This is a genomic window from Microvirga lenta, assembly GCF_020532555.1.
In the GTDB taxonomy this organism is placed as follows: domain Bacteria; phylum Pseudomonadota; class Alphaproteobacteria; order Rhizobiales; family Beijerinckiaceae; genus Microvirga; species Microvirga lenta.
Window position 1 is genome coordinate 47,190 of record NZ_JAJBBR010000007.1, and the last position, 25,521, is coordinate 72,710.

The 25,521-nt window shown below is 63.0% G+C and carries 26 protein-coding genes; 12 read left to right on the top strand and 14 right to left on the bottom strand.

What is annotated here, in order from left to right; translation table 11 throughout:
* Positions 1 to 125 precede the first annotated feature (125 nt).
* A complete protein-coding gene (locus tag LGR44_RS11655; protein ID WP_226740593.1) occupies positions 126 to 1,061 on the top strand; it encodes a ribokinase in 936 nt (311 codons plus the stop codon).
* Here LGR44_RS11655 and LGR44_RS11660 read toward each other — a convergent pair.
* The 8 genes from LGR44_RS11660 to xylB form a co-directional block, all read right to left on the bottom strand.
* The gene (locus tag LGR44_RS11660; protein ID WP_226740595.1) at positions 1,058 to 2,314 is read right to left on the bottom strand and encodes an AGE family epimerase/isomerase; all 1,257 of its coding nucleotides are present in this window, start codon (positions 2,312 to 2,314) and stop codon (positions 1,058 to 1,060) included. The genes LGR44_RS11655 and LGR44_RS11660 overlap by 4 nt on opposite strands.
* A gap of 54 nt (positions 2,315 to 2,368) precedes the next feature.
* Positions 2,369 to 3,316 carry a carbohydrate kinase family protein gene (locus LGR44_RS11665; RefSeq protein ID WP_226740598.1) on the bottom strand — a complete coding sequence of 316 codons (948 nt, stop codon included), beginning with the start codon at positions 3,314 to 3,316 and terminating at the stop codon, positions 2,369 to 2,371.
* Between the two features lie 59 nt (positions 3,317 to 3,375).
* Entirely contained in the window at positions 3,376 to 4,977 is a 1,602-nt protein-coding gene (locus LGR44_RS11670) for a ribulokinase (RefSeq protein WP_226740600.1), read from the bottom strand.
* A 48-nt stretch (positions 4,978 to 5,025) separates the two neighbouring features.
* A complete protein-coding gene (locus tag LGR44_RS11675; RefSeq protein ID WP_226740602.1) occupies positions 5,026 to 5,721 on the bottom strand; it encodes an L-ribulose-5-phosphate 4-epimerase in 696 nt (231 codons plus the stop codon).
* An 85-nt stretch (positions 5,722 to 5,806) separates the two neighbouring features.
* A complete protein-coding gene (locus LGR44_RS11680; RefSeq protein ID WP_226740604.1) occupies positions 5,807 to 6,742 on the bottom strand; it encodes an ABC transporter substrate-binding protein in 936 nt (311 codons plus the stop codon).
* Between the two features lie 101 nt (positions 6,743 to 6,843).
* Positions 6,844 to 7,788 (bottom strand): ABC transporter permease subunit, encoded by a 945-nt coding sequence (locus LGR44_RS11685; protein WP_226741077.1) that lies wholly within the window; start codon positions 7,786 to 7,788, stop codon positions 6,844 to 6,846.
* Between the two features lie 83 nt (positions 7,789 to 7,871).
* The gene (locus LGR44_RS11690; RefSeq protein ID WP_226740606.1) at positions 7,872 to 9,401 is read right to left on the bottom strand and encodes a sugar ABC transporter ATP-binding protein; all 1,530 of its coding nucleotides are present in this window, start codon (positions 9,399 to 9,401) and stop codon (positions 7,872 to 7,874) included.
* 246 nt (positions 9,402 to 9,647) lie between these two features.
* A complete protein-coding gene (gene xylB / locus LGR44_RS11695) occupies positions 9,648 to 11,135 on the bottom strand; it encodes a xylulokinase (RefSeq protein ID WP_226740608.1) in 1,488 nt (495 codons plus the stop codon).
* Between the two features lie 242 nt (positions 11,136 to 11,377).
* On the opposite strand from xylB, the gene LGR44_RS11700 reads away from it, so the two are divergent.
* A complete protein-coding gene (locus LGR44_RS11700; protein ID WP_226740610.1) occupies positions 11,378 to 11,905 on the top strand; it encodes a BON domain-containing protein in 528 nt (175 codons plus the stop codon).
* A gap of 106 nt (positions 11,906 to 12,011) precedes the next feature.
* On the opposite strand, the gene LGR44_RS11705 is transcribed toward LGR44_RS11700, so the two are convergent.
* The 3 genes from LGR44_RS11705 to LGR44_RS11715 form a co-directional block, all read right to left on the bottom strand.
* Positions 12,012 to 12,257: a DUF3072 domain-containing protein gene (locus tag LGR44_RS11705; protein WP_226740612.1), complete on the bottom strand. Its 246-nt coding sequence runs from the start codon at positions 12,255 to 12,257 to the stop codon at positions 12,012 to 12,014.
* A gap of 125 nt (positions 12,258 to 12,382) precedes the next feature.
* Entirely contained in the window at positions 12,383 to 13,090 is a 708-nt protein-coding gene (locus LGR44_RS11710; protein WP_226740614.1) for a gamma-glutamylcyclotransferase, read from the bottom strand.
* A gap of 72 nt (positions 13,091 to 13,162) precedes the next feature.
* Positions 13,163 to 13,750: a hypothetical protein gene (locus LGR44_RS11715; protein ID WP_226740616.1), complete on the bottom strand. Its 588-nt coding sequence runs from the start codon at positions 13,748 to 13,750 to the stop codon at positions 13,163 to 13,165.
* Positions 13,751 to 13,998: 248 nt separating this feature from the next.
* On the opposite strand from LGR44_RS11715, the gene LGR44_RS11720 reads away from it, so the two are divergent.
* Entirely contained in the window at positions 13,999 to 14,784 is a 786-nt protein-coding gene (locus LGR44_RS11720) for a TrkA C-terminal domain-containing protein (protein ID WP_226740618.1), read from the top strand.
* 42 nt (positions 14,785 to 14,826) lie between these two features.
* Here LGR44_RS11720 and LGR44_RS11725 read toward each other — a convergent pair whose 3' ends face one another.
* Positions 14,827 to 15,447 (bottom strand): hypothetical protein, encoded by a 621-nt coding sequence (locus LGR44_RS11725; protein ID WP_226740619.1) that lies wholly within the window; start codon positions 15,445 to 15,447, stop codon positions 14,827 to 14,829.
* A gap of 292 nt (positions 15,448 to 15,739) precedes the next feature.
* Between LGR44_RS11725 and LGR44_RS11730 the strand changes: the two genes are divergently transcribed.
* The 6 genes from LGR44_RS11730 (at position 15,740) to LGR44_RS11755 (ending at position 21,403) form a co-directional block, all read left to right on the top strand.
* Positions 15,740 to 16,696: a hemerythrin domain-containing protein gene (locus LGR44_RS11730; protein ID WP_226740621.1), complete on the top strand. Its 957-nt coding sequence runs from the start codon at positions 15,740 to 15,742 to the stop codon at positions 16,694 to 16,696.
* A gap of 89 nt (positions 16,697 to 16,785) precedes the next feature.
* Positions 16,786 to 17,823, top strand: coding sequence for a 2-hydroxyacid dehydrogenase (locus LGR44_RS11735; RefSeq protein ID WP_226740623.1), 1,038 nt, complete (start codon positions 16,786 to 16,788; stop codon positions 17,821 to 17,823).
* Between the two features lie 106 nt (positions 17,824 to 17,929).
* Positions 17,930 to 18,865 (top strand): 1-phosphofructokinase family hexose kinase, encoded by a 936-nt coding sequence (locus LGR44_RS11740; protein ID WP_226740625.1) that lies wholly within the window; start codon positions 17,930 to 17,932, stop codon positions 18,863 to 18,865.
* Between the two features lie 97 nt (positions 18,866 to 18,962).
* Positions 18,963 to 19,763 (top strand): SpoIIAA family protein, encoded by an 801-nt coding sequence (locus tag LGR44_RS11745; RefSeq protein ID WP_226740627.1) that lies wholly within the window; start codon positions 18,963 to 18,965, stop codon positions 19,761 to 19,763.
* A complete protein-coding gene (locus LGR44_RS11750; protein ID WP_226740629.1) occupies positions 19,750 to 20,430 on the top strand; it encodes a histidine phosphatase family protein in 681 nt (226 codons plus the stop codon). The genes LGR44_RS11745 and LGR44_RS11750 overlap by 14 nt, the downstream gene beginning before the upstream one ends.
* Positions 20,431 to 20,926: 496 nt before the next feature.
* Positions 20,927 to 21,403, top strand: a complete 477-nt coding sequence (locus LGR44_RS11755; protein ID WP_226740631.1) for a YsnF/AvaK domain-containing protein — start codon at positions 20,927 to 20,929, stop codon at positions 21,401 to 21,403.
* 75 nt (positions 21,404 to 21,478) lie between these two features.
* On the opposite strand, the gene LGR44_RS11760 is transcribed toward LGR44_RS11755, so the two are convergent.
* Entirely contained in the window at positions 21,479 to 22,306 is an 828-nt protein-coding gene (locus LGR44_RS11760; RefSeq protein WP_226740632.1) for a YsnF/AvaK domain-containing protein, read from the bottom strand.
* Positions 22,307 to 22,580: 274 nt separating this feature from the next.
* On the opposite strand from LGR44_RS11760, the gene LGR44_RS11765 reads away from it, so the two are divergent.
* Positions 22,581 to 23,255 carry a DsbA family protein gene (locus LGR44_RS11765; protein WP_226740634.1) on the top strand — a complete coding sequence of 225 codons (675 nt, stop codon included), beginning with the start codon at positions 22,581 to 22,583 and terminating at the stop codon, positions 23,253 to 23,255.
* A 73-nt stretch (positions 23,256 to 23,328) separates the two neighbouring features.
* Here LGR44_RS11765 and LGR44_RS11770 read toward each other — a convergent pair whose 3' ends face one another.
* Positions 23,329 to 23,877 (bottom strand): LysM peptidoglycan-binding domain-containing protein, encoded by a 549-nt coding sequence (locus tag LGR44_RS11770; protein WP_226740636.1) that lies wholly within the window; start codon positions 23,875 to 23,877, stop codon positions 23,329 to 23,331.
* A 257-nt stretch (positions 23,878 to 24,134) separates the two neighbouring features.
* Here LGR44_RS11770 and LGR44_RS11775 point away from each other — a divergent pair, with 257 nt between their 5' ends.
* Both LGR44_RS11775 and LGR44_RS11780 read left to right on the top strand, forming a co-directional pair.
* Positions 24,135 to 24,467 carry an MliC family protein gene (locus LGR44_RS11775; protein ID WP_226741078.1) on the top strand — a complete coding sequence of 111 codons (333 nt, stop codon included), beginning with the start codon at positions 24,135 to 24,137 and terminating at the stop codon, positions 24,465 to 24,467.
* Positions 24,468 to 24,734: 267 nt separating this feature from the next.
* Positions 24,735 to 25,487 carry a Crp/Fnr family transcriptional regulator gene (locus tag LGR44_RS11780; protein WP_226740639.1) on the top strand — a complete coding sequence of 251 codons (753 nt, stop codon included), beginning with the start codon at positions 24,735 to 24,737 and terminating at the stop codon, positions 25,485 to 25,487.
* Positions 25,488 to 25,521 lie beyond the last annotated feature (34 nt).

A 25,521-nucleotide genomic window follows, 5' to 3' on the forward strand; every position in this document is an offset into this window, starting at 1 on the left:
ACGTGGTGGGCGGGGCCCCCGCACATGGGTTGATGCGCGCCGGCCGACTTGAACCTCTTGCCGCTTGGACCCACTGTGCCGCAAAGAAGCGGTGCTGAGGTTCAGGTGGCAAAGGGGTAGGCGACATGATCGTGGTATTCGGGTCCATCAACATGGATCTTGTCGCGAGGGTACGAACCATCGCGCGTCCTGGGGAGACGGTCCTGTCGCGTCGCGCCGACAGTTTTTACGGCGGCAAGGGAGCCAATCAGGCCGTTGCTGCGGCACGGATCGGACGCGGTGGACCGGCGGCGGTCGCCATGGCAGGCGCCGTGGGAGCCGATCCGTTCGGGAGCGCTTGCCTCGACAATCTTCGTGACAATGGAGTCGATGTCGAAGCCGTCAGGATCCTCGACGAGCCGACAGGGTGCGCCTTCATTACCGTCGACGAGAGCGGCGAGAACGCCATCACGGTCGCCAGTGGCGCGAACATGGCCGTTCGTGCGACCGATATGCCGGAACAGCTTCTTGCCCGGGCGTCGGTCCTCGTCCTGCAGATGGAGGTGCCTGTTGCTGAAAGCCTCGAAGTGGCAAGGCGGGCGCGCCGGAGCGGAGCCGTCGTCGTGTGGAATTTCGCGCCTGTCCCAGCCATCGAAGACCATGCCCATCTGGTTGAACTCCTCGCCGCCACGGACGTGCTGGTGGTCAACGAGCACGAAGCCATTTCCGTGGCGGAAGCGCTGGGCGAGGCAGTGGCGGGAGAGTATCTGAAGGCGGCCGGCGTTCTGGCGCGATCCTATGGCCCCGTCTGCATCGCCACGGCAGGAGCGAGGGGCGCGGTTGCCGTCAATCCCGACGGTACACAAATTCATGCCGCCACGCGGCCGATTACGCCCGTCGATACGACGGGCGCAGGCGACACCTTCGTGGGCGTGCTTGCCAACGGTCTCGCGGAGGGACTGGAGGTCGGCGAGGCCATGCAAAGGGCGTGCCTCGCAGCATCCCATGCTTGCCTCACCGCTGGTGCGCAGGCGGGGATGCCTCTGAGACATGAACTCGAGAAGGCCCGCGCGCAGGGCTAAGGGGTCTCGCTTTCCTGCTGGATGACCCGGGTCAGACTGCCCGTCGAGGGAAAGAGCGGGATCAGACAGGCCTGAAGGGCGTGATAGAGATCCGGCTTGCCCGTGAAGAGGGTCGTGGCCGGCTGCAGGTCTTCCGAAAGCTCGGGATACCAGCCTCCATGACGGTGATCGATCAGGTGGCGATCCGCGAAGCCCCAGAGATAACGATACCAGGCCTCGTGAAACTCGCTGGGGCTATGCTCGGTCAGGAAGGACGCAGCGCCGATTGCCTCGGAACATGGCCACCAGAGCTTCTGGCGCAGAACAGGCTTGTTGTCCCAGTCGAGGGTATAGAAGAAGCCTCCCTTCTCCTTGTCCCATCCGAGTTCGACCGATTGCCTGAACAGCGCGCGCGAGGCCTCGGGGAGCCAGGCGTGGCGCTTGTCGCCGAGGGCCCAGAGCTGGAGCAGCAGCCGCGCCCATTCCAGCCAGTGACCGGGCGTAAGGCCATAGGGACGGAACACGTCGTAGCCGCGGTAGTCCTTGTCGAGCGCCCAGTCGGATGTGAAATGCTCGGCGACCCGGTGGTCGAGCGCGGCGGCGTGGCGGCCGATGATGAGCGATGCGATGCGCTCAGCCTTCTCCAGATAGGATCGGTCGCCCGTCGCCTCGAAGGCGGCCATGAGGGCTTCCGTCAGGTGCATGTTGGAATTCTGCCCGCGATACTGGCTAACGGGCGACCAGTCCCGGGCAAACTCCTCGGCCACGGCACCGTGCTGGTCTTCCCAGAAACGCTGTTCGAGAACCTGGGTGATGTCTTCCAGAACCCGATCGGCGAGCGGATGTCCGACGACCTTCGCGCTGGATGCCGCCAGGAGGACGAAGGCATGGCCATAGGCCTGCTTCGTGTCGTCTTTCGGACCGTTGTCGTCGAGAGACCAGACATAGCCGCCGTGCCTGGTGTCGCGATGGCCGTTCCAAAGGAACTCCATTCCGTGGTCGACGATGGCATCGCATCCCGGACGGCCCAGCAATGTACCGATGGCGAAGCAGTGCACCATACGGGTCGTGTTGTGAATCTGGCGGACGGGATTGCCGTCGTCCGTCCGCTGTCCGGTTTCGTCCAGATCGAAGAAGCCGCCCGCTGGATTGATGAGCCGGTGCTGGAAGAAGTCGAACAGGTTGTTCGCTTGGTCGGCCAGCCATTGCCGATGAAACGGCCGTGTCCGCCAGCTCGAGCCGGTGGGAGGAAGATTGGGCTGGTTGGCTTGCATGTCGAACTCCGGATCTTTCGAAACTGGCTTGCGGTTCCAGGAATGGGCGAGCTGCTATCGCGCCTTCATGAAGCTTTCCACCTCGTCCCAAGTCGGTGGGTTTGCGCCCCGGCGGGTGCAGACGATTGCGGCCGCCGCAGCCGCGAAATCGAGAGCTGCCTCGACCTGGGCGCCGTCGAGGCGGGCAACCTGCTCCGGCGTCAGCAGGGACTGGGCATCGAGCCAGGCGAGAAGAGCGGCATGGAACGTATCGCCGGCCCCGACCGTGTCCACGACCTGGATCTGCGGCGCCGGACGCTCCAGAACGGATCCGTCGAACACGGCCATGGGGCCTTCCGCACCGCGGGTGATGACGACGAGCTTCGGGCCTTGCTCAAGCCACTCCCGGGCGACGGCCACGGGCGCCTTGCCGGGGTAGAGGAGTTCCACGTCCTCGTCGCTGGCCTTGATGATGGTGGCATCGGCCAGAAGCCTCTCGAAACGCTGCCGGAATGCTGAGAGGTCCCCGACCACCCGTGGCCGGACATTGGGGTCGAGCGAGATGACCCGCGACCCGGCCTCGCGCCGGATAAGGGTCTCTATGGCGGTGGAAACGGGCTCCACGCCGAGGGAGTAGGACCCTGCCGCGATAGCGTTGACCGTCGCCGGGAGCGTTGAAGGCAGAGCGTCTGCCGTGAGCGCCCGGTCGGCGCAGTTCTCTGCATAGAAGGAATATTGGGGCGCTCCGGCCGCATTGGTCGCGATCACGCTCAGGGTTGTGTGCTTGGGGCTGCGGTGCAGAAAATCGGAGCTGACGCCGGCTTCGTCCAGACGGCTCGCGAGAAAGGAGCCGAAAGCGTCTTCCGAGAGCGTCGAAAGGAAGCCGACGGGGCAGCCCAAGCGGCCGATGCCGATGGCGACGTTGAAGGGCGAGCCCCCCGCCACGGCCTCGGCCGGCAGTCCTTCCGGCGAGGTCGCTCCGATGAAAAGGTCGATCAGGGCTTCGCCGCAGACCAGGATCATGGGAGGCCTCCAGGCATGAAGATGTTGGGCAGGACCGATATCATGCGAAGCCTTCGCAATTAAGCGGGAACCGGATCGGCAGGAACGGGCTGGGAGGGCATTGCTGCGATCCGTTTGAGATCGCGCAGCACGTGATCGAGCGAAACGGGGCCGCTGGCGCCGCCGAAACCGAAATACAGCTTCCTGTAGATGGCGAAGAGCTGCTCATACGTATCCCGGGTGGCAGGGTCCGGCTCGAAAGTGCGGAAGGGAAGGCAGATCGCCTCCTGAGCCTGGTTCAGGTCCGGATAAGACCCGGCGGCGAGGCTTGCGAAAATGCTGGAGCCGAGACCGGTCGGAATTCCTGCGGGCACCAGAACCGGCCTCCCAAGCACGTTTGCATAGACTTGGTTCAGCACATGGTTGTGCTGCGGGATGCCGCCCGCATTGATGACGCGCTCGACGGGGACGCCTCCTTCCGCGAGACGTTCGAGGATGATCCGGGTGTGGAACGCCGTTCCCTCGATGGCCGCGAAAAGCTCGTCCTGGGCCGTGTGCAGCAGGTTCCATCCCAGCGTGATGCCGCCGAGATCCGCCTTGACGAGAACCGTCCGGTCGCCGTTGTCCCAGGTCAGGCGCATGAGGCCGGTCTGGCCGGCGCGGTACTGCTCCAGCCCCTTCGAGAGCTCTTTGATGTTCGTATTGGCGCGGCGGGCGATGGCCTCGAAAATGTCGCCCGTCGCGGAAAGGCCCGCCTCGATGCCGACCAAGTTCGGGTCGACGCTTCCGGGGACCACTCCGCAGACGCCGGGGATGAGGCCCGTCTCAGGGGCCATCGCAATGATGCAGGTGGATGTGCCGACCACGTTGACGACGTCGCCCACGCGGCATCCGGCCCCGATGGCATCCCAGTGCGCATCGAACGCCCCGACCGGAATGGGAATGCCGGCCGAAAGGCCGAGGCGCTCGGCCCAGGCGGGGGACAGATGGCCCGCGACGACGTCGGACGTCTGGTAATCGCCGGAGAGCTTGTCGCGGATGCCATCGAACAGGGGATCGACCTTCGACAGGAAGTCCTGTGAGGGCAGTCCTCCCCAACGAGGATTCCACATCCATTTGTGGCCCATGGCGCAGACGCTGCGCTTGACCTCGCGCGGATCGGTCACGCCGGTCAGTGTCGCTGCGGCCATGTCGCAATGCTCGAGAGCCGTGACCAGCCGGTCGCGCTTTTCAGGGTTGTGCCGCAGCCAGTGGAGCAGCTTGGCGAAGCCCCATTCGTGCGAATAGACCCCGCCGCACCATTGGATGGCCTCGAGGCCCTCTCGGTGCGCCAGTGCGGTGATCTCCTCTGCTTCCGCCTTGGCCCGGTGGTCGCACCAGAGATAGTAATCGTCCAGCGGTTCGAGCCCTTCGCCGACCATGACGACGCTCGATCCCGTCGTGTCGATGGCAAGCGCGGCCACATCCTCGCCTCGTACGCCCGCGGAGGCCAGGGCGCCCCGCACGGCCTGCGCCAAGGCGTTCATGTGATCCGCGTGGGACTGCGTCGCATAGTCCGGGTCGTCCCGCCGCCTGTGGAGAGGGTATTCCGCCGTCGCGAGCCCGAGGGGCCCCTTGCGGTCGTCGACCAGGGTGACGCGTACGCTGAGAGTGCCGAAATCGGCGCCCGCTACAATGGCCATCTGAAGACCTCGTGAGACTGCTCAAGGAGTGGCTCAGGGAGCCAAGTTCTATGACCCGGACTGTCCATAGGTCGCCGTTTGGCCATGCTTCCTGAAGTAGTGCCTGTCAAGAAGGGCCTGAGGCACGCCGGATTTGTCGGGATGGAGCGAGAGCGTGTAGGTCGCCATGCGCGCGACCGCCTCGAGCACGACCGCGTTGTGAACGGCGTCGTCCGGGGTCCTTCCCCAGGCGAAGGGGCCGTGATCGGCCACCAGGGCCGCCGGAGCTTCCATGGGATCGCGATTGCCGAAGCATTCGACGATGGCGACCCCTGTCGCACGCACGTAGTCGCGGTCGATTTCCTCGGCCGTCAGCTCCCGTGTGACCGGCACGGGTCCGTAGAAATAGTCGGCGTGCGTGGTTCCCATGGGAGGAATCGGACGGCGCGCCTGAGCCCAGGCGGTCGCGAATTCCGAATGGGTGTGCACGACCCCGCCTATTTCGGTGAAGGACTTGTAGAGGTGAAGATGGGTCGCGAGGTCGGAGGAGGGGCGAAGTTCGCCCCACACGACCTTCCCGTCGAGGTCCGTCACGACGAGGTCGTCAGGGGTCATGCGCTCGTAAGGCACCCCGCTGGGCTTGATGACGACGAGGTTCTCGTCGCGGCTGATGCCGCTGACATTGCCGAACGTGTAAAGAACAAGCCCGCGGCGGACCACTTCCAGATTGGCCTCCAGAACCTGCTCCCGCAGCTGCCTCAGCATCGAATGCCTCCAATGCCCGATTGCCGGGCCAATTTGAAACGGCGGCCGCAATCCATCGATTGCGGCCGCCGCCTGTCACGTGGTTTTAGCGAACTGCCGTCCAGCCCTGGTACTGGCCGACATTCTCGGAAGTGATGAGCTTCGGCTCGAGCAGAATCACGTTCTTTTCGGGCTTCTTGCCGTTGAGGATGCCGGCCGCGAGTTCAAGCGACTGACCCGCCATGGTGTAAGGATCCTGGGAGGCGGACGCCTTGATCAGCGAGTTGCCGGACTTCAGCTCCTGCTCGATATCCGGTGCGCCGTCGACGCCCGTGATGATGAACTCGCTCCGGTTGAGCTGCTTTGCCGCCAGATTGACGCCGATCGCCGTCGGGTCGTTCACTGCGAAGATCGCATCGACCTTCGGGAAGCGGGTCAGAAGGCTCTGTGCGACGGCGAAGCCGCCCTCGCGGGAGCCCTTGCCGTCCTGGTTGTCGGACAGGACCTTGATACCGGGGTTCTTGTCGAACACGGACTTGCAGCCCTTCACCCGGTCGACGATCGACGAGACCTGCGGGCCGTTGACGATGATGACATCGCCTTTGCCCTTCAGCTGGTCGACGATGTACTGGCAGGAGAGCTCACCAGCCTTGACGTTGTCGGTCATGACGGTCACGTCGGCGCCTGCCGCGGCCACGTCGAAGGCCGCCACGACGATGCCGGCCGCTTGCGCGCGCTTCACGGACGGCTCGATCGCAACAGGATCGACCGCGTTCAGCATGATGACATCCACGCCAGAGGCAATGAAGTTGTCGATCTGCGTGAACTGCTTGTTGAGGTCGTAGTCGGACGAGACGGCGGTGACCCTGACGTTGGGATTGATGCCTTTCGCCTTGTCCTCGATGCCCTTGATCGTCGCGACGAAGAAGGGGTTTCCGAGCGAGCCGACGGAGATGCCGACGTTCTGGAGGTCCTTTGCGTAGGCAGGGCTCGCCAGTGCGGCCATGAGAGCAAGGCCGGACGTCAGTCTTGAAAGTTTCATTGCTTCCTCCTGGTATTGGGTAACCTATGACGCTTCGAAAGCGGGTCCGGCCTTCGAAGCTGCATATACGAGCGCCCGGATCCGGGCGCTGGTATTCCTGATCAGGTGCGCGTTGATCCCTTGAGCCGGTAGCGGTCGAGCGCCACGGCCCCGATGATCACGAGCCCTTTGATGATGAACTGCCAGATGTCGGACACGCCGACGAGGATCAGGCCGTTCGACAGAATGGCGATGATGAGCGCGCCGATGAGGGTGCCCCATATGGAGCCGATGCCGCCGACGAAGCTCGTGCCTCCCAGAATGACCGCCGCGATGGCATCCAGTTCGTAGGACTGCCCGAGCTGCAGCCCGTTGGCGGCATAGAGCCGGGCGGCCGACATCACGCCGCCCAGCCCGGCGGCGAGGCCCGAGAAGCAGTAGACGAACAGCAGGACCGCCCAGACCTTGATGCCCGTCAGCCGCGCCGCATCCGGATTGCCGCCGACGGCGTAGATATGCACGCCGAGCACCGTGCGTCGGAGGATGAACCAGGAAATCAGCACGACCGCGAATGCGATCCAGACCAGCCACGGTAGCCCGAAGAGGGTGCCGTTGCCGATGAAGGCGAAGGGGAGCTGCGGATTGAACTGGGTGGTGTCGCCGCCCAGAAGGCGCGCGAGACCGCGCACCGCCGTGAGCGAGCCCAGCGTGACGATGAACGGGGGCAGGCGGCCGAATGCGATGAGGGCGCCATTCACGAAGCCGAGGATGAGGCCGGCCAGGAGGGCGGCTGGAATGCCCATCATGCCCCATTCGGGAATGAGCGAGCCGAGAATGGCGACCATCGCGGCGGCGGCCAGGATCGAACCCACGGACAAGTCGATGCCACCGGTGAGGATGACGAACGTCATTCCGGCGGCAAGGACGATGTTGATCGACGCCTGCTGGGCGACGATGGACAGGTTCTGGAAACTCATGAAGCGGCCGGACATGAGCTCGAAAACGATGGCCAGGATGATGAGCACCGGCAGCATGCCGAGCGCCTGCAGGGTCGAGCGCCATGCCATGCGCCGCTGGTTGCTCTGCGCGAGTGCGTCAGCGCTCACCGCTCCGGTCCCTTGAACTGTCGTGCTGGTCTTGTCCGCGGGGCTCATGCAGCTGCTTTCCTCACACCTGTCGCGATTGCTACGATGTTCTCTTGCGTGATCGGCGGATGATCCGTTCCTCCGACCTCTCCCTCGATCCTGCCTTCGCGCATGACGAGCACGCGGTCGCACACGCCCACGATCTCCGGCAGCTCGCTGGAAATGACGATGACGCCGACACCACGGCGTGCCAGGTCGTCGATGAGACGATAGATCTCGGATTTGGCGCCGATGTCGACGCCACGGGTCGGCTCGTCCAGGATAAGGACGCGGGGCTGCGTCTCCAGCAGGCGAGAGAGCAGGACCTTCTGCTGATTGCCGCCCGAGAGGCTTCCGACGTTCACGAGATCGTTGCTGACGCGGATCGCCAGCGCCCGAATGGCCTCGATGGCCCGATCCTTGGCGGCCTTCAGGTTCAGGACGCCTCCGGCACGGGCGTCTCTTCCGAGGACGCTCAGATTGACGTTCTCCCTCACCGTCATATCGAGGAAGAGACCGAGGTGCTTTCGGTCCTCCGTCAGGTACACCACGCCTGCATTGATCGCGTCTTCCGGCCTGTTGATCGAGAGCGGTTGCCCATTGAGGAAGATTTCCCCGCTGGTCCGGCGGTCTGCCCCGTAGATGAGGCGGGCAAGCTCGGTTCTGCCTGCTCCGACCAGCCCGGCGATTCCGAGGACTTCGCCCTCATGCAGCTCGAACGAGCAGTGATGCACGCGCTTTCCGTCGCCGACGTCGCGAACCGCGAATATCACGGGCCCCCGGCTGCCATGAGCATTGTGCTCCTTCTTGTAGAAGGAGGACAGGTCGCGTCCCACCATCATCTGGACGAGTTTCTCGGCCGAGATCTCCTCCTTCGCGAGAGTGCCGACATAGGAGCCGTCCCTCAGCACGGTGACCCGGTCGGCAAGCTCGTAGATCTCGGCCATGCGATGGCTGATATAGATGATGGCCAGCCCGTCGGCGCGAAGCTGGCGGACAAGGCCGAACAACGCTTCGGTTTCTTTGGAGGAGAGGGAAGTCGTGGGCTCGTCCATGACGAGGATGCGCGAATTCGCGATCAGTGCCCTTGCGATCTCCACGAGCTGACGCTCGGCCATGGATAGTTCGCTGACGAGTGTCGTCGGCTTGAAGTCGACATTGAGCCGGTCGAGAACGGCACCGCAGGCCTCCTCCATGGAGCGGCGATCCACCATCGGACCGCTCTTGTGCTCCCTTCCGAGCAGCATGTTCTCGGCCACCGAAAGGTTGGGCGCGAGGGAAAGCTCCTGATAGATGATGGAGATGCCGTGCTGCCGTGCCGTCAGAGGGCCGTCGATAACGACTGGGCGGCCGTTGATGCGGATTTCTCCTCCCGGGTCGGCTTGGTAAGCCCCAGAGAGGATCTTCATCAGGGTCGACTTCCCGGCGCCGTTCTCTCCCATCAAGGCGTGGATTTCGCCGGGATAGACGGTGAGGGACACGTCCGTGAGCGCTTTTACTCCTGGGAATGTCTTTGTGATGCCGCGCATCTCAAGGATCGGGGAGGGTCCTGTCATGGACGGTTCCCCAATGATATTTCATTTAGATTGGGATCTAAACTTTCATATTCCCAAGCGGATATCATGCCAACGGACCATACTCGGACAACAACTGGGTCGAGTTCCCAAAATGCAGCGATGATGGCAGGTTTCAAGCCCTGACCGTTCTCGGCATGGCTTTGATGCACAACCTTTCCTCCCTGATATCAGCGTGTTGGGCGGTCACGGCTTTTCATTCAGGATAGTCAAAATACTATCGTTACGTTACGTCCTGTCAATTGAAGCAGCGCGGCCGAACTCCGGCTTCAGGGCCGAGTACAATCTGCGGAATGCCTCGATCCTCGGCCGGTATGAATCGACGAGATGCGCCTCGGGCTCGATGGTCTCGATGATTGCCGGTCCGGTGCAGACCTCCTCCGGACGTTCGCCCGTTGCCGCAAGCCGAGCCAGCCGGGCTGCGCCGAATGCAGGCCCCTTGTCGCTTCCCTCGTAGCGGATGAGCGATAGGTCGAGGACATTTGCAAGGATCCTGGTCCAGAAGGAACTGCGTGACCCGCCGCCGATCAGGCCCACATGGGACAGGGTCGTGCCTGCATGTTCGAGGCATTGCTTGGCATCGGCAAAACTGAACGCCACACCCTCGAGAACGGCCTGAACGAGATCGGTTTGTCGTGTCTCCGGAGACAGGCCGAAAAATACGCCTCGGGCGTAAGGATCGTTGTGAGGCGTGCGCTCACCGGTCAGGTAGGGCAGGAAGAGCAGGTCGGCCGGCTTCCGATAGGCAGCCTCCGTGCGCTGCAGGAGGTCCGCGATGTCGCCGCGGAGCAGGCCCGCGGCCCAGGCGAGGCAACTCGCTCCGTTCAGCATGGCGGCCATCTGAAACCAGCGGTCCGGCACGGCGTGACAGAAGGAATGGATCAGCGCTTCGGGCGCAGGGCTGAAGTTCCGGGTGGTGACGAAGAACTGTCCGGACGTGCCGAGGGAGATGAAGGCCGAACCGTCCTCGATCGCGCCCAGTCCGACGGCGCCTGCTGCCGCATCGCCTGCTCCTCCCGCGACGATCACATCGCTCCGCAACCCCCACTCCCGGGCAATCTCGGACCGTACGGTGCCGGAGGGTTGCGATCCTTCGATGAGCGTCGGCATCTGCGTGCGGTCGAGCCCCGTCGCTGCAAGAGCTTCGTCGGACCAGGAGCGTGCCGCCTCGTCCAGCCACCATGTGCCGGCAGCGTCCGACATGTCGGTTTCCCGGATGCCGGTCAGCTTCAGGCGAATATAGTCCTTCGGCAATAGGACCTTACGCACGGCGCGAAACGTCTCGGGCTCGTTGCGCGCAAGCCAGAGCAGTTTCGGAGCCGTGAAGCCCGGCATCGGGATCACGCCCATTACGCGCGACAGGCTCGAGTATCTGCTTCCAAGCTCTTCCGCCTCGCGGAAGGAGCGTCCGTCGTTCCAGAGGATGGCGGGACGGAGGGGTTTATCACTCTCGTCGAGCAAGACGGCACCGTGCATCTGGCCGGAAAGGCCGATGCCGCGAATGTCGGCGACGGCCGATGGCGCCTTCGTGCGCAACTGTTCGACGGCGGCGCAGACCGCCTGCCACCATGCTTCGGGATCCTGCTCGGACCATAGGGCCTGCGGTCGGGAGACGAGCAGCGGAATATCCGCTTCGGCAAGGACAACCTGCCTCTCATCCACGAGGATGGCTTTGACCGCTGAGGTTCCGACGTCGATTCCGAGATAACCAGGCACACTCTCGCTCCATGCGGGGCTGTCAGGCCGATGCTCCGCGCAGCTTGGCAATCTAGATCGGCCTCCCGGCTTGGCAATCTCGTCGGAGGATGACGTTACGGCAAGTGCAGGCGTGCTGTGGGCCTGGGGATATCCCGGTTCATGGGCGGGCAAGCGCTATTCGGGCAGGGTTTTGAGCCTTCTGCGGGTTGGAACCTCGGTCAAAGCGGGCTGTTGCTACTGGCAGCGACAGGAGGATGACGATGGTGGATACGCGCCAACGCAAGAGAGGTGTGTTCAACGACGATAACGGCTATGGCGATGTGCCGTCGGGTGCTGTCGGCGTGCGCGGTCTCCGGGGCCGCGAATACACGGGCGGTTACGGTGACGATACCAACGAGTTTACAGGCGGCACGGTCGATGACGGCCATGGCGGCCCGCCGGACGACGCCGGTTTCGCCCCCCGCTACAGTCACAATTCTGGATACGGCGCCTTCGGAACGACGGATCGGGACAGCGAGAGCCGGTCCGGCGAGGGGCAGCATCGCGGACGCGGCCCCAAAGGGTATCAAAGGTCGGACGAGCGGATCCATGAGGATGTGTGCGAACGCCTGACCGACGATCCTCTCATCGACGCGTCGGAGATCGGGGTTGAGGTGAAGGAGCGGGAAGTGACGCTCTCGGGCTCTGTGGCCTCTCGCGGGCTCAAGCACCGGGTGGAGGATATCGTCGAAACCGTCTCCGGCGTCAGCCACGTGCAGAACAACCTCAGGATCCGCAGCGTGCCGTGAGACTGCCCCGTTCGGGAGATTGCGCGCCCATAGACGTGTCTATGGGCGCGTTTCTGTTCGGGTCGACTCATGCTGGAGACGAGACGCCTGCAGCAGGCAGGGTTCGTCAATCCTTGTCCCGTTCGTGCTTGAGATCGTCGATGCGCTTCGAGGCCTCGGCCTTGTCGAGTTCCGGATCAAAAGCATCCGGGTGGTGCGTCTGTTCGGACAATGTCTTCAGGTAAGAGGCTTGGGCTCCGGTCATGGGTTCATCGCCGCTGACCCATTGATCCGGATCCTTGATCTGGTTGGACTCGGGGGAGGGCGTTGCCTTCGGGTTGGTGGCGCGAGCGTCGTTGTCACGGCGCGTCATGGCATCTACTCCATAATGTTCCTACTTTGTTCTAACGCCGGCAAGCGGAAGGCGTTCCGGTTTCTGGCGCCCGAGCGGTGAGAAGCGTTAGCGGGTCCGCTAGCGGACCCTGATGGAATGCGGGGTTAACCGGAGTCGCTCGTCGGTCGCTCGTGCACGAGCCGGGCGATCCGGTCGAGGTGGCGGTCGCGAATTCCGAAGCCTTCCAACCCGTGAATCGTATCGAAAAGATAATCGCGGCAGGAGCCCAGGATGCCAGAAGCGTCCCCGATGACGCGCGCCGTATCGGCCTCCGATGTCGGGCGCACGTAGTTCGGGGCTCTGCGATTGATCGTGAAGGCAATGGCATAGGTACCGGCAGGTACGCCGGAGCCCTGCAGCTCGACCCACCGAGGAACATAGGCGCCTGTCACCATTTCCCGGCGCCAGACCAGCTCCAGTTCCGTCTCCGCCTCGGATGCCGCAATGCGAAAGGCTACGCCCCGGCAAGAGCCGCCCCGGTCGAGGCCGAGCACGAGGCCCGGCCTGTCGGGAGTTCCCCGCCCGATCGGCGTGGAGAGGCAAAACTGCCGGTGCCATCCACGGATCAACACCGTTTGCTTCTCGACATAATGAAAGGCCGGGTTCCAGATCAGAGAACCATAGGCAAACAACCAGACATCCCCGGTCGACGGCCGTGCCGCCAGCGTTCCCTCAAGCGACGCCTGCCTCTCCTGATCTGTCAGGAGAGGCAGGGCGCTACCTGAATTGGCAATCATCTTGTGCACGAAGCCCTCCCGCAATGCCTCGCGGGTGAGGAGGTGTTCCCGTCTCTTCGTGCCTGATGCTTCCATCTGGTTCTCCGGCTCCGACGCGCGGTCTACCCGTGCTAAAGCTCGGCTTCCGGGCCGCGCCTCGATCGAAGCTTAGCTGGCCGGGCGGAAGGTCTGGCCGTCAAGGGTCTGGCAGGAGTTCTCAACCGACTCGAGAGTGAAGCCTTCACCCGATTCCACCAGACGGCAGCGCATCGGGAAAGACGCACCGCTCACGTCTCCGGTCGGATTCTGGAACGTCACGACGCCGTTGGCCATGGAGTACTGGCCGCTGACCTGCCCGGAGCCCTGGTTCTGGGTCATCTCGAAGTTGCCGCCGGGGTTGAGCGTGAGCGAGATGGCGCCGCTCGTGTAGGGGCGGCCCTGATAACGCTGCAGAGCCGCGTTTTCACCGCCGACCGCTCCCGTGGTCTCCGAAGGAGTTTCGCTGGGAGCCGTTGCATTGGCCGGAGGCATCGTCATCGTCGCCGGAGGCGCAGCATTCGGCTCGGCTGCCGTGACTTCGGTCGGAGGCGGAGCAGTGGTCGTCGCGGGTGCTGCCGTGGTGGTCGTGTCCGTGGTCGCGACGGGAGCCTCCGCGGTCGTAGGCTCTGCAGGCTGCTGTGCGACTTGATCTTCGCCGCAGGCAGCAAGACCGATGACGAGTAGGGGCGTGGCTGCCAAGAGCTTGAGCTTGGTCATGGTTCACCTCGTTCAGATAGTGATCGTGGGTTCTCCTACGCCAACGCATCAGGCTACGAGGCGTTCAGGTCCAAAATTTCCTCGATCCGTGTGGCGATCAGGGCGTGGACCGGTTTTCCCAAGCACGGCCTGGGTTTCAGCCTTGGCGGAAACGTACGGATTTTTCGGCAGGAGTCCGGTGGCGGAACCAGACGGCGGTTTGCACCTTTTCAACTGTTTGGTTGTTTGACGCGGAGGCCATCGCCCGCATGATCGCTGTCGGAACACTCATTTTTGTTCTGTTTTTGTCCCTTATCGTGGTCCGCATTGCTGCCGAAGCCCTCATCCTCACGGGTGTCTCGCGAGAGGCCGCGCGCTTTCAGGCCCGCTCCGCCTGGACCGGAACCGGCTTCACCACGTCCGAGGCCGAGCAGGTGGTGAACCATCCCGTGCGGCGGCAGATCGTCAGCTCCCTCATGTTCCTGCGGAGTGCAGGTCTGGTGACGGCGGCTTCGACACTGATGCTGTCCTTCGTCAGCGTCGAAGAAAGTGGCGATGGGTTGGTCCGGCTGCTCTTCTTGATCGTCGGCGTGGCCGCGCTCTGGTTCTTCGCCAAGAGCCGCTGGATCAGCTACTGGATGTCGCGCGTCATTGCCCGGGCTCTCAAGCGGTACACGGATCTAGACACGCGTGACTATGCGGGGCTGCTCCATCTCGCGGGCGAGTATGCGATCATGGAGCTGAAGGTTCAGGAGGGGAGCTGGCTTTCGAACCGGGCTCTGCAAGATCTGCGCCTCACCGACGAGGGTGTGCTCGTGCTGGGGGTCACTCATCCTGACGGCAATTATGAGGGCGCTCCGAGAGGGAGCTCGGTCGTGCACGTCGGCGACACTCTTGCTCTTTACGGGCGCTCCTCCGAATTGGCCAAGCTCGGCCAAAGAAGGGCTGGCGCGGAGGGCGAGCAGGAACGCAAGGTTGCCGTGGAGGTCGAACGCGGCATCGAGGGTGAGGCGTCGCAGGGGCAGCCACAGGAAAAGCTTGCCGGCCGGTCCTGAGGCGATAGTCACCTGTTCAATCTGTGGGAATGGGCAGTGGAGTCACTGAATGGCAAGCAGCAGGGCCGTATAGACGCCAGCGCCTAGAGCGAAGGCGGAGAACCAGCTCTCACGCTCCTCCGGCAGCTCCTCCTTGAGCACGTTGAGCACGATCCCGCCGGCCAGAAAGGCGAACAAGGCTGCAACTCCGAGAGCCGGAATCGTTGTTGCCGCCCCGATCCACCAGCCGATCAGCGGAGTCACGGCCAGGAGCCATCGCCCCTGCTTGTCATAGGTTGCGCCATGACTTTCCCGCAAGCCCTGATCGTTGACCAGGAAGTGCAAGCCCAGGGCGATGCCGAAGATCACCAGCCCCTGCCAGCTCGAGTCCTCCCGATGAAGGAGGAGGTAGCCGATCAGAACATTATAGATCGCAAACGAGCCCAGATGGACCCAAAAAGTTCCCTTCGAGGGCCGCCGCTCCCGACCCGCCGCCAGCTCTCTTCTGGCCGATCCACGGGCAAGGCGCTCAAGACCATAGAAAACCGCAAGGCCGATCAGGGCGATCAGGTAGGTGTGACTCTCGAGTTTCGAGAGCAGACTGGAGCTCTCCTCGGCCTTTTGCCGAAATGTCTCCTGATGCCTCGCGAGATGGGGCAGGAGGTGGACGAACACGTAAGCCACGGAAACTCCTCCGGCTATGGACAGCCAGGCGCTCCGTGGCGTGCGCCGGAGGAAATCCATGTTCTTTCCAAGGATGTGAATCCCCGCAAAGCCAAGGGCGATTAAGAATGACAAGACTGTCTGAGACAGCATCGGCTCCTGTCCGGACGTGAAATCATGTAACTCGGCAAACGTTCCGGCAGGGAAGAGGTTCTTAGATCCGCAGACAGACCCCTCTTCGGGAGGAGACGCGGAACAGCATGTCCGTAAGGCCGTTCACTGGCTAGGCGATTCAACGGATAGGAGACTCACGATGGACCTGTGGCAGATGGTTCTGGCAGATCATGCGAATATCAGGGAACTCTGCCGTGAGGTCCTGCATGCCACGGGCGGCGGGCCGAACAGCCGTGCTCACCTCTTCGAAGAACTGGACATAGAGATCGAGCGGCACTTCCGGGCAGAGGAAAAGGTTCTTTATCCGGCTCTGGCTCAGGACCAGCGCACGGAGCAATATCTCGACGAGCTCGAACAGGAGCATGACGAGATCCGTCGCCGCCTCGACGAACTTGCCTCCCGCCCCGACAAGGACAGCCGTAGCTGGGGGCTGAGCTTCAATGAACTCACGAGCACGATCAGGCTCCACTTCAGCCTTGAGGAAAACGGCATTTTGACCGTGGCCCGCGGCGTCGTGGACGCCCGCGAGGCGGAGGAGCTTCGGCGCGCCTATGAACGCGAGAAGATTGCCTCCATACAGGCACGTCGCTGGCACCTTCCGGCTGCCATTGTGCCGGAACGCTACGGTATTTCCACAGGCACTGCTCTCGGCGTACTCGCCGGCCTCGGGGCCTTGTGGGGTGTCGCTCTCGCGTGGCGCATGAGCCACCAGGGTCAGAAGCGCGCCAGCGCGATACGTCCCGTCTTTGTGCAGCCGGAACCACCATTCCCCCTCAGAAGCCGGATCGAGAAGCTCGGCGAGCATGGCGCGGCAGGCTCCTTCGCAGGCCGCCAGGCGGCGCAATCCACGACCGGGCCTGGAGGTGCGGCGGCATCGCACCAGGCCGCATCCGGTGACAGCGCGGACGGCTCGTCTCCCAACAACTGGTTTTCCTCGGCCAACCCGCCGCGGGCGCCTTCCGGCATCAGCTCGGGCTTGCAGCCGGGTGGCGTCGTTCCCGGCGGCGGACCAGGGGCTTCCGTAGGTTCAGTCGGGACAGGCGGAGCTCAGACCGAGAACCGGGATAGCGGCTCCCTGAAGCGGGACGGTCGTTAGCACGCCGGACGAGCTGCGGTGCCTGATGGGCGGATCCTCCGTCCGGTCGGCGTTTCACGCCCATCAGACCTGCGGGAAGAACCGCTCCGATGCGTGTCACGGTCTTCAGTGCCAAGCCTTACGACCGTCGCTTCCTGGGCAGGGCCGGCGACGGTTCGGGGCATGAATTGTCCTATCTCGAACCCCGCCTCTCCCTGGAGACCAGCGGTCTCGCGGCCGGTGCCGAGGCGGTATGCGCCTTCGTCAACGACGAAGTGAACAGGGACGTGCTCGCCAGCCTCCCGTCCCAGGGCGTCAGGTTGGTGGCGCTGCGTTCCGCCGGATTCAACAATGTGGATCTGGAGGCGGCTCGGGATCAGGGGATCACTGTCGCTCGCGTTCCCGCCTACTCGCCTTACGCGGTCGCCGAACACACCGTCGCGCTCATCCTGACACTGAATCGCAAGACCCATCGGGCCTATAATCGGGTGCGCGAGGGCAATTTCGCCCTCGATGGTCTCCTGGGTTTCGACCTGGCCGGCAAGACCGCCGGCGTCGTGGGGACCGGCAAGATCGGGGAGGTGGTGTCGAAGATCCTCCTGGGGTTCGGCTGTACCGTACTCGCCTACGACCCCCAGCCCAACCCGGTCTGCGAAGGCATGGGCGTCCGTTACGTCCCAATGGAGGAGCTTCTCTTCTCCAGCCATATCGTCTCGCTTCACTGTCCGCTCACGCCGGCGACGCATCATCTGATCGGTGCAGAGGCATTGCGGCACATGAAGCCCGGCATGATGCTCATCAACACGAGCCGTGGCGCCGTCGTCGATACACGCGCCGTCCTGCGGGGTCTGAAGGAGGGCATCATCGGGAGCCTGGGGCTCGACGTCTATGAGGAGGAGGGGGACCTCTTCTTCGAAGATCTCTCGCAACGCTTCATCAGCGACGACGTTTTCGCGCGTCTTCTGACGTTCCCCAATGTCCTGATCACGGGGCACCAGGCCTTCTTCACGGAAGAGGCCCTGACCAATATCGCGGAGACCACCATCGCCAACATCACGTCGTTCGAGCGCACGGGCCGTGCGGTGCACGAGGTCTCCGTCGAGAGGATCGCCCGGGAGGGCAAACCATCAACAGGTACGGCCGCATAGCCGTTCGACGGGTCTTGTTCCCGAAGCCGGCTTGGTCTTGAGTCCATGATCTCAGGTGGGCACGACCCCGCTTGTTGATGAAAGCGAGACGGAGACGAGGACCAGCATGAAGCCGATCGTGACATTGACCCTCAATCCGTCGATCGACGGCTCCAGCGAGGCGGAGGTTGTGCGTCCCATTCACAAGGTGCGCACCACGAATGAGCGCTACCACCCGGGTGGAGGGGGAATCAACGTCAGCCGCGTCGTGCAGGAGCTCGGCGGCCTCTCACAGGCATTCTACCTGGCGGGTGGGGCTACGGGCAACGTCTTCGAGAACTTGCTGACGACACGGCGCATCATGGGGCGGCGGATCGCCATCGAGGACCATACCCGGGTGAGTCACACGGTCTTCGAGCGTTCCTCGGGGCTAGAGTACCGCTTCGTTCCCGAGGGGCCGGAGATCCGATCTTCGGAGTGGCAGGAATGTCTCGAGGTGCTTGGCGGGATGGAATGCGACTATATCGTCGCGAGCGGCAGTCTGCCCCGCGGTGTGCCGACGGACTTTTATGTGCGTGTGGCCACGATGGTCCGCGCGAAGGGCGCCAAGCTCGTGCTCGATACCTCGGGCCCGGCGCTCAAGGAGGCCCTTTCCGCAGGCGGCGTTCATCTTGCAAAGCCCAGCCTCGGCGAATTCGAGCGGTTGGTCGGGCGCGAACTGAAGGATCCGGCGGCTTTGGAGGATGCAGCCAAGGACTTCGTCCGAGCGGGGCGGGTCGAACTGCTCGCCATCACGATGGGGCACGAGGGGGCGCTTCTTGTCCACAAGCACCGGGTCTCGAGATTGCCCGCATTGAATGTCGAGGTGCGGAGCGCGGTCGGCGCCGGCGACAGCTTCGTTGCCGCCATGACGCTAGCACTGGCGCGTGGCTCCGACGCTGAGGAAGCCTTCCGATGGGGCGTTGCTGCAGGAACGGCGGCCGTACTCACTCCCGGGACGGAGCTCTGCAGGCGTGCGGATGTGGAGCGGCTCTACAGCGAGATCGCCGGTGAGACCGTCTGATTTTTGATCCCGTCTCTCGCCTTCCTATATAGCCCCAAGCGAAAGCCAGGAGGGCACTGCTCTCAGGCTGGTCCCAGACCGAGACGGGAGGCGAAGCATGCTGGAGATCATTCCTGCTTCAGATCAAGTCGTAGCAATGCGCGCATCCGGGCGGATCGACGAGAGCGATATCGAGAGAAGTATTGCGGCCGTCGAGGCCGCACTCGCCCGCCAGGATCGCATCGCGCTCTATGCGGAGATCGACATTGCCGGAATTACGCCTGGGGCGCTGACGCGGGATATCGGCTACGGCTTGGGTAAACTGCGGGAGCTCCACCGGTTCCCCAGGGCTGCAGTTGTCACGGATCAGGAGTGGGTTCGCTGGATCGCCCGGGTGGAGCAGGCTATCCTGCCCGGCGTCGAGGTCAGGATTTTCCCGCCCGCAGAGAAGGACGCGGCGCTGGCATGGGCGTCGGAACCGATACCTCATTCGGCATCCGAGCTAGAACCAAGCGAGCCGTCGATCCGGCCCATCGGCACGACGAAACCGGGGGTCATTGCTTTCGAAGTGGGCGGCAGGGTAGGGGCCGACGATACGAGGCGCCTGATTACGCTCTTCAACGAGGCCATGGACGGCCACGAACGGTTGAGGGTTCTCGTGCGTGTCCGCAACTTTGACGGCGTTACCCTCGAAGCGCTGCGCCAGGAGGGCCTCATTGAGGCCAAGATGAAAGGCTGGCAGAGGGTGGAGCGTTACGCCGTCGTCGGAGGGCCTGCGTGGATGGAGGGATTGGCGCGAGGCGCTGCCCCATTCGTCGGAATACAAACCCGTCACTTCAAGCCGGAAGACGAAGCCCAGGCTTGGGATTGGCTGGGAGCGAAACCTTCCGGGCAGGCCGCCGGCAATGAAAATCGCTGAGCGACCTCGAATGCGGATTGTCGCTGCTGCCATCGGCATGGCGATTGCCCTGATCGCTGCCGCTGGCGTACCGGGCGCCGAGGCTGCGGCATCGCCTGTCACGATTCAGGAGCCGGAAGGAGAGCGCCTCGTCGAGCGCCTTCGCCGCGGAGGTCTCGTGCTGTTCTTCAGACATGCCGACACGACGGGGATGCCATGCGACCGCTCGTACAGGATCGGAGAGCGTTCGGGACAGCGCAATCTCTCGCCTGAGGGGCGTGAACAATCGCGCCGGATCGGTGAAATCCTGTCGGCTTTGGGTATTCCGATCGCCGAGCCAGTTCTTGCCGGTCCGGTTTTCCGGGCGCGCGACACGGCGGAAATCGCCTTCGGGCCGGAGCGTGTCCGCGTCACCGACAGTCTCCTCGCCGACGACTATTCCGGCAATCGACTGCAGTGGGTTCTCGCCGAGCACCGGCGGCTTTTCTCAGATCCTGTCCCAAGCGGCTTGAACCGTGTGCTGGTGGGCCATCGAACGCCGGCGATCATGGTGCTGGGGCCGGGCGTCGGCGGGACGGCACTGCCGGAAGGGGCGGCGGTCGTCATCGATCCGGAGCGTGGAGATCCCAGGGTCCTCGGCATTCTGGCACTGGCCCCGCTTCCAGATCGTGGCTTTCACAGCTGCTGAAACATTCGCCGAAGGCGTTCCATAGCACGCGCGATTTCATCGGGCCAGCCTCTTGTGGAACGTGAACCTGCCCCCCATATCCCACTTACCCCAGCGGACATGATGAGGACTTCGAAGCGGCAGGCGTCACTGCCCTGCTTCGCTGTGATCGTGGTCAGGACGGATGAACTCCGGCTCGATCTGTTCCTGCGCTTGCCTGACGATGCGAGCGCCCGTCCACTGGTACCGTTCAGCCCAGGCCCGTAGCTGGCGAGGAGTGGGACGCGAAGGCGTCTCGTCCTTCGCCCCGGAGCCTGGGCTTTTTCATCTTGGATGGCGTCAGTTTTCCGCCGGCGGATCTATCTCGCACGGGATTCAGGATGCGCATCTCGATGCGACCGGGCAGATGCATGACTACCGAACAGGTGCGGACATCGTGAGCGCATGTCGAGCAGGGGCGATGTTGCGGAACCGAGCTGAACCCCGCTCGTTACACCGGCTCAATCGGACATCTCCCATGAAAAAGCCGAGTGCCGGATCAGATACTCCCAACCCCCAGCAGGATACCGTGCCTGTTCTCGAAGAAAGCGTTCTTTCGGAGCGCAGGCCCGTTTCCGAGGAGGTTATTCCTCTGGCGGAGGAGATCGCGCGCGTCGAGAAGCGGGAAAAGGTTTCCGGAAAGGTGAGGGTGCGGACTCTGGTCGATACGGTGGAGGAGTTTGCCCGTGCTGCCTTGAAAACGGATGTCGTCGAGGTCAGCCGTGTTCCCAAGGATCAGGTCGTTGATGCGCCCCCCTCAATCCGCACGGAAGACGATGTCGTGATCGTGCCGGTGTTCGAGGAGGTTCTTGTGTTCGAGAAGCGCTTGGTTCTGAAGGAAGAGCTGCATATCCGGCGTAGTGTGACGACGGAAAACGTCGAAGTGCCGGTAAGCCTCAGAAAACAGCGTGCGGTCGTCGAGCGTGTCGATCCCGATGAAGAGAGCGACAAGTAGCATACGCTTACACCAGGAAAACGCGACGTCATGTGGAAGCCCGGCCGATCGGCCGGGCTCATTCTGCTACTGAAGTTAGCGCTTGCGCTCGGGGGATCCCGACGTGCCGGTCAATCGCCCGTCACGATCATCCTCGACATCGACTTCCGTGCTGCGGACGGTATCCGAGATGGTTTCGGTGCGTTGCTCCACATCCTTCCGAACGACGAGTTCCTCCTTCACACGAGCTTCCTTCGAGACGACAGCCTCTTCGTCGTGCTCTTCGACCTCGATAGTGCGCTCCTGGAAGGGATCGCCGCTGACCGATCCGGTCCGAGCGCCTCCGGAAACCGGACGGCGTTCGACCTCGAGAGTCTCATCGCGCAGGGTAACCTGTTCCTGAACAGGCCTCTCGACGACGTGGGAGTGAATGCGCACGCGGCCGTGACTGACCTCGCGCTTGCCGACGTGGAGCTCTTCCTCAGCGATCGGGATCACCTCATCGCGACCGCTCATCCCGGTCATGCCGCCGGTTCCGCCGGTGCTAAGGCTCCGGTCCTCCGTGGATCCCTGGCCAAGGCTCGCGATCGATCCCGTCATTCCCTGCCATCCCTCCGAGCGCCAGCTGTTCTGCTGCTCATCGAGATCCAGAGCGCCGTCGCCGTCCAGGATGCTGATCACCCGGTCGACTTCATCGTCCTCGCACCGTACGGCAATAAGGCTGCGACCCCGGCGGACGCCCTCGGCATAGGCATGAGCATCGGAGCGCGGCACGCCGGCACCTTCGAGTGCGTCGGACACATTGTCGGAGGCATCCGAGTAAACGGTAACGTCGCTGCGCGACAGGCCAGCCTGTTCGAGGCGGCTCACGATAGCCGACGCGGCACTGCGATCATGAAAGAGCGAGGTGACGGTTTTGGTCATTGAAACAATCTCCTGAATCGGCATGACATCAAACGGGTCATGACATCTGGATGAGCTGGAATGCTCGGCAGCAGAAGCTACCTAGAGCATATATGAAACGGCCGGATCGAACGCTCGGCCGAAGAAGCATGCGGCTCAACCTACTGGTCCTATAATGAGTTGTACTGCTGGGGGTTCCAGGCGTTAGAAGGCACTGGAGAGGACGATGCCGACCCTTCGTGCGCTAGCTAGGCAGCTTTGAGTCGTAGCGGGATTCCGTAGGCGAACATGAACGATGGAGCTTTCAGTGACTGGACCTCACCTGATTTATGTCGCTGACCCGATGTGCTCATGGTGCTGGGGATTCTCCCCCGTCATCAGTCAGATCACGCAGCAGTTCGGCAGCAGCCTTCCCATTCGGCTCATCATGGGCGGACTGCGGCCGGGTACGACCGAGCCACTCGACGAAAAGGGCAAGCGTACGATCCGCGAGCACTGGGACCACGTGCACAGCGCTTCCGGGCAACCGTTCGACATGGCATTCTTCGACCGTCAGGGGTTCGTCTACGACACCGAGCCGGCCTCTACGGCCGTGGTTGTCGTCCGCCGAAGCGGAATGGACGGAGCGCTGGCTTACCTGGAGAGAGTTCACCGCGCCTTCTATGCCGAGAATCGGGACGTCACCTCCATTGAGGTGCTCACCGAACTGGCGGAGCAGGCAGGAGCCGACCGAGAGGAGTTCTCCGATGCACTCCGGAGCTCGGAGGCGCAGCAGGAGGTCTGGAGCGATTTCACTATTTCGCGACAGGCTGGTATCACGGGGTTTCCGACGCTGCTGGCCGGTCCAGGAGGGAACGCTCCGTACGGTATTGTTACGCAAGGCTTTCAGCCACCGGAGCGAATCCTGCCAGTGCTCGCGCAATGGCTTGACAGGATGGAAAGCCCGCAGCCGAGCAGACCGGAGGAATGAGAACCGCCCCCTTAAGCAGCACCAACCGATCCTGTGGGCGGCGGAGCGGTAACGGCGCCAAAAGGGGTGCCGTTCATTTAGCTTTCTTGGCCGAACGCCGCGGACTGACCTCAAGAGGTGCCGAGACGAGCGTCTTACCCGTGCGCGGAATGGAGAGACTGAGGTAAACCGAGCCTTTCTCCGCCCATTCCGGGAGACGGAACGTCGTGCGCAGTTCACCGCTCCCATTCACACGGGCGCCTCGTAGAATAAGGTGATGCTTCGGCGAGCGGCTCTTGCCTCCCTTGATCCAGACGCGCATCCGGGGCGGCAGATCGGAGACCTCGATGGCGACCCGGTGCCCACGATCCGTCTCGGTCAGGCTCGCGACGATGCCGTCGCCCGTCTTGCTGGCCGTCTTGGTCGTCGCCTCGTCGTCCCCTGAATTGGGGAGAGCGAGCCTCGTCCCGACCTCGACGAGATTGGGATTCCTGATGCTCGGGTTTTCCCGAAGCAGATCGGAAACGGTTGTGCCACAGCGTCTGGCGAGCGACGACAGGGTGTCGCCGGGGGCAACCTTCACGGATTGCCCGCATTCCTCGCTCCGTTGGCTTGCCGCTTCGGCCGAGGGTGCTGCTGCCATCAGCTTCAGCACAAGCAAGCCATACGCGCCAACCCGTATGGTGGAGGCGAGAGCACGCCGGCAGGATTCCCTTAAGCTGAACTCTGATACGCTCATATCTTGGCAACGAGAGGAGTTCGCCGCGGTTCCGGAGCCTCACCGCCCATGGAAGGGCTCATGCAGCGGATTGCCGCTTTGCCGGCAGCGCTGCAGCCGACCCCCACAAACCCTCTGACAATGGAGAATGCCGGTTGATGAGGTACCTTTATTGCACGGCTATGATCTGCCTGTGTTCGCCCGTCAGCCTTGCTGCCGATGTCACGATCGCCCTTCCTGGCTCGTCGCCTGTCGAAAGAAACTATGTTTCGTACAAATGCCAGGGAGGTCTGCAGCTAAAGGTTGAATACATCAACGCGGGCCCGAACTCCCTTGCAGTGGTGCCTGTCTCAGGTAGCGTTCTGGTCTTCGCCAATGTCATGTCCGGGTCTGGAGCGCGCTATGCGGCAGGACCTTACATCTGGTGGACGAAAGGCACGGGGGCGGAACTTTACGATCAGCGCCAAGGCGGTGGATCCAAGCCGATCGCATGCACGGAAGTCGGGAGCCCTTGAAGGTTGCAGTGCCGGCGGAACTCGCGCTCCGCACGGGCGGAGCCATGTCATCCGGCGCCTGGGTTCCCTCCTGAGATGCGAACAGGTCTACAATAGGTCTGTCGCCATGTTCTTCATTTTCCCAGCATCTGCAACGCTTAGCGGATGAATTTGCCGATATTCGGTTGATTAATACGTGCCGCCGTCACCCAAATTCCCCCAGTTGTACCTGTATATTCTCCGAAGGTGGGGCTTCTGCTCCAACTTCCGGTGAACTATTCTGGCTGAATGAAACTGCGTCGCCCGATCGTTTCGGAACTAGCGAGAAAGAGAGACCATCGGGCTAATCGGCTCCTTGCCGCTTTGGAGCCGGAAGATCTGGCCTATTTGGCCCCGCACTTGGAAATCGTGGCCCTGCCGAAGGGGACGATTCTCTACCAGGCGGGCGAAACCTTGCGCTACGCCTACTTCCCACATGACACGATCGTATCGCTCGTCGCCGATATGAGTAACGGCAGTTCAGCCGAAATGGCGGTTTTCGGCTGCGAGTCCATGGTCGGTCTCATTAGCGCCTTCGTGACCCGACAATCGATCGGGCGGTATGTCGTGCAATTTCCCGGCGTGGCATCGCGCATCTGTCTGGATCGGATGCATGAGGCGATCAACGTCCGCCCCAGCATCCGGCAGCTGATCCTCCGCTTCACGGAGGCCCTCCTTTCCCGGATTCTTCAGAACGTTGCCTGTAATGCCATTCATAGCGTCGAGGCTCGATGCTGTCGCTGGATTCTCAGCACTCACGACCGCCTCAACCAGGATACGCTGCCCCTTACCCATGAGTTTCTAGCCGAGATGTTGGGCGTGCAGCGCTCGACCGTCAGCATTATCACGCGAGCGCTTCAGGCGGAGGGGCTGATCCAGCAGGGCCGCGGGTTTATAGCGGTGACGGACCGGTCGGGACTCGAGAGGGCCAGTTGCGAATGCTACGGAAAGGTCCGCCGGAATTTCGAGCGTCTCCTGCCGCACACCTATACCAAGACATAGCGCTTCCGCGCTCCCCTTTCCTGGTAATGCTTAA